This is a genomic window from Desulfomonilia bacterium, assembly GCA_036567785.1.
Lineage (GTDB): Bacteria > Desulfobacterota > Desulfomonilia > UBA1062 > UBA1062 > DATCTV01.
Genome location: DATCTV010000001.1, coordinates 1 through 7,415, shown reverse-complemented (window position 1 = coordinate 7,415; position 7,415 = coordinate 1). Strand labels below are relative to the sequence as shown.

The 7,415-nt window shown below is 47.5% G+C and carries 6 protein-coding genes; 1 reads left to right on the top strand and 5 read right to left on the bottom strand.

The genetic code is table 11. From position 1 onward, the window contains the following. Positions 1-422 precede the first annotated feature (422 nt). Complete coding sequence (locus VIS94_00030; GenBank protein ID HEY9159459.1) at positions 423-704, bottom strand: type II toxin-antitoxin system Phd/YefM family antitoxin; 282 nt, start codon at positions 702-704, stop codon at positions 423-425. Positions 705-1,023: 319 nt separating this feature from the next. Here VIS94_00030 and VIS94_00025 point away from each other — a divergent pair, with 319 nt between their 5' ends. Continuing rightward, on the top strand, positions 1,024-2,100 hold the full coding sequence (locus VIS94_00025) for a type II toxin-antitoxin system RnlA family toxin (protein ID HEY9159458.1): 1,077 nt from the start codon (positions 1,024-1,026) through the stop codon (positions 2,098-2,100). 466 nt (positions 2,101-2,566) lie between these two features. Here the strand turns inward: VIS94_00025 and VIS94_00020 are convergent, their stop codons facing one another. The 4 genes from VIS94_00020 to istA all read right to left on the bottom strand — a co-directional run bounded on the left by VIS94_00020 (position 2,567) and on the right by istA (position 6,904). Further along, positions 2,567-3,190: a hypothetical protein gene (locus VIS94_00020; GenBank protein HEY9159457.1), complete on the bottom strand. Its 624-nt coding sequence runs from the start codon at positions 3,188-3,190 to the stop codon at positions 2,567-2,569. A 482-nt stretch (positions 3,191-3,672) separates the two neighbouring features. Beyond that, the gene (locus VIS94_00015) at positions 3,673-3,951 is read right to left on the bottom strand and encodes a type II toxin-antitoxin system Phd/YefM family antitoxin (GenBank protein ID HEY9159456.1); all 279 of its coding nucleotides are present in this window, start codon (positions 3,949-3,951) and stop codon (positions 3,673-3,675) included. A 632-nt stretch (positions 3,952-4,583) separates the two neighbouring features. Then, positions 4,584-5,363: an IS21-like element helper ATPase IstB gene (gene istB / locus VIS94_00010; protein HEY9159455.1), complete on the bottom strand. Its 780-nt coding sequence runs from the start codon at positions 5,361-5,363 to the stop codon at positions 4,584-4,586. Continuing rightward, a complete protein-coding gene (gene istA / locus VIS94_00005; GenBank protein ID HEY9159454.1) occupies positions 5,360-6,904 on the bottom strand; it encodes an IS21 family transposase in 1,545 nt (514 codons plus the stop codon). The genes istB and istA overlap by 4 nt, the downstream gene beginning before the upstream one ends. Positions 6,905-7,415: the final 511 nt, after the last annotated feature.

Genomic DNA, 7,415 nt, shown 5'->3' with positions numbered 1-7,415 from the left:
CGCCAGCGATGAGCGGATCGCCGAACGGCGCCAACGGCAGAGTGAGGGGACCGATGCGCTTTGGGCGCGGGGCTTGCTCCGCAAGACCCGTGACCAGCATCGGCGATCCGCTCAATCGCACAGTTGGACCGATTATAATTCTTCTTTTTCCCACAGATGTTGTTTTGTGTGTCTGATTGTTAAAATGATTATTCGATTGTCGTCAATTCGGTATATGATTCTGAACGAATCATAGATAATCTCTCTAATGTTTCTATTCTCTAATTCAGGTACATATCTACCAAGATCAGGAAATGATTTAATACGCTCGATTTCATGAAAGATATTATCGATGAAGGCTATTGAATTCTTCGGACTGTCATTTTCAATATATTTAGCAATCTCAGTTAGTCTTTCGATTGAAAATGGAGACCAAATTATTTTCATTTCTTCAGCGCCTCAATAATTCTTTTCTTTGCCTCAGAATGAGAAACGCCTTTGCCTTCTGCAATTTGCTTCTCCGCGAGATTTATCTCTTGAAGAGTTTCAATTCTATCGATCAGATTCTCATATTCATCAACATCTAGTAAAACTGCTGCGCTGCGACCTCGATGAGTTATTACAAGGGGGCGCCTGGTATCATGGACTTGTTTTACAAGGCTTGAAGCCTTAGCGCGAAATTCAGAAAGTGGGCGGACGTCCTTGTTGAGATTTATGCGCTTCATAATGCCTCCTGGGATGTATGTTGTCCTATTAATGATACATTATAACGTACGATAATGGAACATCAATTTGAAGCGCTTTTGGTCTTCTCCAGAGGCCCAACGCCAGCGATGAGCGGATCGCCGAACGACGCCAACGGCAGAGTGAGGGGACCGATGCGCTTTGGGCGCGGGGCTTGCTTCGCAAGACCCGTGACCAGCATCGGCGATCCGCTCAATCGCACAGTTATGCGCCGCGTTTACAAGAGCGAATTTGTATTTTGAAAAATTTGGGAGTATGATCTAGTAACGTTTAGCTGTAAAGGGGAGGAGAAAAACTGCGGTGCCATTCAAAAAACTGATAATACCCAAAAAGGATGAGATTGTTCGGGCTGTATCAGAAATGCCCGATGTCAAGGCCTGTAGCGATTTGCGTCAAATTGGCAATCAGCACCGCCTTGAAGTTACTCCTGTTGAGGGGAATATCTCATACGTTGATTTTTATTTCAATAAGGGTGGGGATGTTACCATCCAGCCCAAGGTTGGCCCCAACCCTGAATTTTCTGCGAAGGTTGCTCAGCACGTAAAGGACACACTTTGTTGTTCGGCGGAAGCTCTAAAGAAAACTGCTTCTCTTCCAAATTTCAAGGAAGAGGATTGTGCCACCCTTATTCAGTTTCTTCGAGAAGAGCTTGGGTTAACAGTAGCCATGTCCACACACCCTCTTCATCTTTCCTATACACTCTCAAGTGATAGGGACGGTAAGGTGACCCTAAATTATTACTCTTCCACTAAGAAGCTTGTTGTTCAGGGTGCGGCTTGCTCTCTTAAATTCCAGGTCAATAACGCTATTGCTGAAATCTGTCCTGAAGTAAGTGATGCCTTAATTCTGTGGATGACTGATGCTTACGACGTAAAGATGACAAAAGAAGATGTTGAAAGGGAGCTTTCAAGCCTTTTGCCAATTTCTTTTTCCCATATCCAAGGCAAATTGATTGAGATTTTGAAACCGGGAATTGTTTACCTTAGGATGTCTCTTCCCAAAGGTGTGAATGACTATTCTTCTTTTGTTTACCCTGGTTTTAGAGCTCTTGAAGGAGCTTTGAAAATTGTGTTTCAAAAGCAGAATCCTGCTACTGAATTTCGATGCGAACCTTTATCTGGACGTTTTGATGAAAGAGGTGGACGATACATATTAAACGGTCAGTATGGGCCTGCTTTTTCTGATGTTACACTTGTTTCAGCAATCAATGAAGCATATACCTTTTTTAAGAATAATCGGCATTCTGTTTTTCATGTAGATGATTCAATTGAAACCTCGCGACTTATTGAAACCAAGGAAAAGGCCGATGAGTTGTTCAGGTATTCTTTAATTCATATCGAGAAAATTATTTCTGAGGCAGTTAAGCGATTTGGATAAATATTACAAAATTGAATCTTTCCCTGGACGGAATGACCAAATTATTGTCATTTCCATTAGGCCATGCCGTCCTGATGAATTCATGAGTCAACTTGAAACCGATCTTCAATATTCTGGATTTATGGGACGAGTGTATTTTGATTTTTTACTACCTAACGGCCCCAAAGATCGGTTTTATTTTGCGGTATTCGATGGAAATCGGATTCTTCGTAATTCCTTCAAATCATTGGCCAATTCTGGAGAAATTGAAACCGTTTCAAATTCCTTTTTTGGCAATAATTCGGATTTACTTGAGATTGGAAATTTGACGTCAATTGAACGGTTTCTTTTTCGAAAAAGGCTGCTAACCAACAATTTTAAAGGCGCATAACGCCGCGGTTGAGCGGAATTGGCCGATGGGCGCGGGGCTTGCGAAAGCAAGACCCGTGACCAGCGGTCAATTTCCGCTCGAACCGCTTGTTAGGCATTATTTTGTTTTTATTTCAGCAACATATCTATTTTTTGCTTTAACAAGATTCAATAAAAATGCAACAACATCTTCATAGTTTTTTTCATTTACCAAAGCAAATTGCTTTTCAGATTCATCAAATTTTCCTAGTTGGCGAAGTAGCTCGCCTTTCATAATTCTGCCGTTTGTTTTGGAGTCATCCATAATTTCGAGTAGCTTGTTCATGTTTTCAACTTCATCGGAAGCATATTCAGGGGGAAACTCGGCACCCCTTCTTTTGTCATTGCCTGCCCACCAGATCTTGGTTCGAAGATAAGACTCCTTTTTCTTGTTAGGGTTTTCCGACCGAAGAAAAGAAATCATTTCTTGAAATTCTGGGACTTGATATGGCTTTGAATTGAATCCATTCTCTTTCCGGTTATAGGGGATTACTTCGCCAATTTTTTCCAATTCATCAATCCAAAGCATTTTTGCGCAATCGGGGCATTTCACAAGCCAATGGCGCTCAGGAAGCATTGGCGCATCCTGCTTGCCATCCGACCAAATTGTGGCACCAAAAGTATTTCCGGAAAGCAAAGTGGGTTGCTCAATGTTACATTCACAGTTTGAGCATTTCAAAATATTGGTTTTGCCAGGAAGCATGCTATCTCCTTTTTATGCCTAACGCCAGCGATGAGCGGATCGCCGAACGACGCCAACGGCAGAGTGAGGGAACCGATGCGCTTTGGGCGCGGGGCTTGCTCCGCAAGACCCGTGACCAGCAGCGGCGATCCGCTCAATCGCATAGTTATACGCTCTCTTTGCCATCTCCCAAAAGCCTGTTTAATAAAATATCCTCAATGTTCTTTCGTGAATCTATTACAGCAAGGATGTAGGTTGCATCTTTTGATACACGATAAATAATTCGCCATGGATTAATGATTAATTCTCGATAAAGATGAATGCCCTCAAATTCTAGTTCAGGAACGACTCTGCCACAACAAGGATGATCCTGAAGCGGGGATATAGATTTGCGAATTCTTGTAAGTATTTGCTTTGCCGTTTTGGGGTTATTTATCGAAATATAGCGAATTATTTCTTCTAAATCAATTGTTGCTATGCGCGACCATAATATCTTGTGACGATTAGTCATTTGAAGTTATTTGCTTTTCGATGTTTGCAAAAAGATCGTCATTGCTGATTAAATTATCATTCCGAATATCTTCTTCACCCATTGCGATTAATTTTAAAATCCCAATGGTATTGCGCATTGCTTCATAAGATTCAGGGTCTTGTAAAACCGCCCTGGCTTCGCCATTTTGAGTGATGATCACTGGACGATGAGTTTCATTTATATGCTTAAACAGATCGGCTGCGCGAGCCTTTAGATATGAAATTGGCTTGATATCAGTTGGATTGGTCATTTTATAAACCTCCAGTCTTTATATGATACCATAAAAAGACCGTTGCTGTGTGACAATGAGCGTATACAACATTTGAGATGGTAAATATCGTTATTCTAGTTCAGTGGAATACCTGAGATATTATTCTATTTGTGGACCATATTGTGGAATAACGCCTTTGAAATATCATCATAGATGCGTATAACGCCGCGGTTGAGCGGAATTGGCAGACGGGCGCGGGACTTGCCCAAGCAAGGCCCGTGACCGACTGTCAATTTCCGCTCGAACCGCTTGTTAGGCCAATTTGGGGCCATATTTCAGCAGAAATGCTGCAACTGTCAATGATCGGGCTATTGGAGCCACCCATGATCGGCATAATGGAGCCACTTTCGTGCATTGAATCCGGGAGGTAAACCACCCCGCGAAAAACGACGTTTTTACCCTGCGTTGAACACGCGACCACGTAGTTGATAATATACTATGCCGTGTACAAAGCCTCCTTTTTGATGAACTACCGACCAAATATGCCCGAAGAGAGGATTTTTTGAGAAGGAAGGGGTTCGGATGGGGTCGAGGGGAAGGCGGGGAAACCAAGAGTTGGTTTCCCACGAGGCCTTCCCCCGATAACTGCCGATGGTCCCTTCGCTTACGCATCACTCCGATTCTTTCACCCCCGCTTTCTTTGATGCTTTGCGCTCCTGCTGAGGTCTGGCCGTTCTGTAACTTTCCCCTTCGAGCGTAAGAATGTAGGCGCCATGCTTGATACGGTCGATCGTCGCGGCTCCGAGAAGTTTGTTGGGAAGTGCCTGTGACCATTCCGGCAAGTCCAAATTGCTGGTAATGACCGTGGATTTCCGTTCATACCGCTCAGCGATCAGTTCGTGAAGGTCTTCATCCTGCGGATTTCTCAGTGGCTTGATTCCGAAATCGTCGATGATCAGAAGATCCAGTTTCGCCAGCATGGCCAATTTCCGATCGAACGTATTGGTCAGCTTGGCTTCCTGAAGCATTCCGAACAGACGCGTCTGATTCGTGAAAAGAACGTCACACCCCTTTCGCGCAGCCAGATTGGCAAGGGCCTGAGCAATATGGCTTTTCCCGGTCCCACAGGGGCCGACGATCACGACGGGGGCTCGCTCCTCGATGAACCGGCAGGTGGCCAAGTCCTGGATCATGGCGCGATTCATCAGCGGATTGAAGGCGAAGTCATACGTTTCGAGAGTCTTGTCCGGTCGGAAATTGCCGCGTCGAATCCTCGTCGCAAGCTTTTTCTGCTCCCGTCGGGCGACTTCATCCTGAAGCAGCATCGCCAGAAAATCGATATGCGAAATCTGATCTGCGACAGCCTGCTTCGTGCGCGTTTCGAGAGAATCCAGCACCCCGGAGAGCCTGAGTTGTCGCAGGGTCGGTGCAAGTTGAGGCATGGGATTCATTGTGCACCTCCCTTGCTGACGATACATTCGGGGCGAACGAACCGACCGAGGCCCCGATATGCCGCCTCGAGACGAGGTTCCGTCACCAGATGCGATTCCACCTGCATCAGATGCTGAAGAATCCCTTTGATCGTCGACGTTTTGATGGTTTCGCACGCAAGAGCCTGTTCACAGGCCTGTTCGATCCGATCATCGCCGTATGTGTCACGAAAGCGAATGACACGCTGCGCCGCTCGAAGGCAGTCCAGTCGAGGGTGCTCCAGAAGCCGTTCGATGATTTCCCGACAGCATACGCCGATGCCAGTAGCCTGTTCGAGACACCACGATGGGGTTTGCTCAGAAAACGCTCTGCATGCAGGTGACAGATGATCTGTCACCGTCTGGTGCTGTCCCCGATCCGTGCATCGCGGATGGACCGCGACCAGTTTGTCATCGTGATAAATCTGGATCATTTGCGGACCGGCTCTGACCCAGAGTTCCTGACCGATCAGCCCGTGTGGGGCTGAATACCAGGCATAATCGAACCAGACGTGTGTGTTTCGCTGAAGAGTGGCTTTTGCCCATTCTACGATCTCGGGCGGATTCGTGGGCAATGGCTTCAAAAAGCTCTTTTCAGAAGCCTGGAAGAGTTCGAGCGGCTTCTTTCCCGTCGTCCCATGAATTCTCGCCCCAGCCGTCGTCAGGACCCAGTCTTTCAGTTGTCGGTTCGCATCCGAGAGGTTTCTGAAGGTGCGCAGCGGCATGAACGAGTTCTTCAGATATTTCACGCCGGATTCGACTCGCCCCTTTTTCTCTGGGTCAGCAGGCGGGCAGGGGCTGATCAGGAAATCATACCCTTCGGCAAACATCTCATACGAGCGCTGAACCTCAGGATCAAACGCGCATGCCCGCGTGATGGCAGATTTCAGGTTGTCGATAATCGCCTTCTGCGGCACACCGCCGAAAAATTCGAATGCCCGGCGGTGGCACTCAAGCCACGTCGATACCTTCTGGTTTTTCACCAGTTCGGCGTATTGGTGTCGGCTGAAAGCCAGGGTCATGACAAAAAACCAGGTCTTCACCGGCTTCCCCGTTACATCGTCGAGCACGACGGGACCGCTTCCGAAATCGACCTGAGCTGCTTCACCGGATTTGAAATCGAGAATCATGGTCGGGGAATGGGTCGGCGGCCTGATTTTCTGAACAAAGCGGCGCACCGATGAGTAGTGTCCGGTAAATCCCTTGTCTCGCCGAAGCGCATCCCAGATCGTCGTTGCCTGAATCCCGTTTTTGACCCACTCTGAAATCAGTTCAGTAAACGGCTCGACGGACGAGGTCGTAGAAGACCTCCGTTCTGGTGGCATGAGCTTTTCCTTGAGAACACCATCCTCGGGAAGCTGATTATCAGGGTTCAACCAACCTTCCTGAGTTGCAATAGCTCTTACGATACTTGCCTTTCGGCGCCCCAGAAGACGCGCCTTGGCGATGCTTCGATCTGTTTCGCCTTGTCTCATGTGCAAAAGAACTTGTCGATACTGATACACTTCAAATCTCCGATTCATGCCAACCTCCAGCGGTTGTATAACGCTGGAGAGCGTATCGGGTGGCTTCGCTCCCGTCCAGAGGCATGGAGGCGTCAAGAAAGACGCGAGTTGCGGCAGGACAGATGCCGCTGCTCGCTCTTCACGAGTGCAAGGTGGCGCCATTATGCCGATCATCGAGTGGCTCCATTATGGCGATCACCAAGTGGCCTCATTATGCCGATCACGCTGTGGCTCCTTTATGCCGATCACGAAATGGCACCATAACCCCGATCATTGACAGTAAGCTGCGGGCGGCGGCGTCATTTGGTTTTTCACTCCGCTGCGCTCCGTAAAAAACCAAACCGGGCAAACCGCTCCGCAAGGGCCGCGCCAACATCCTGTTGTCACGGCCCTTGCGATGGTCGCTGTCTGATAATATCGATATTATCAGACTTTGCCCTTGCCGCCGCCGTCCTCGGGCTCCGCCCGGCCGGAGCCGGCCGGGGTCGCCTTTACATAACGGTCATTATGCAAACTTCCCCCTCCGCCA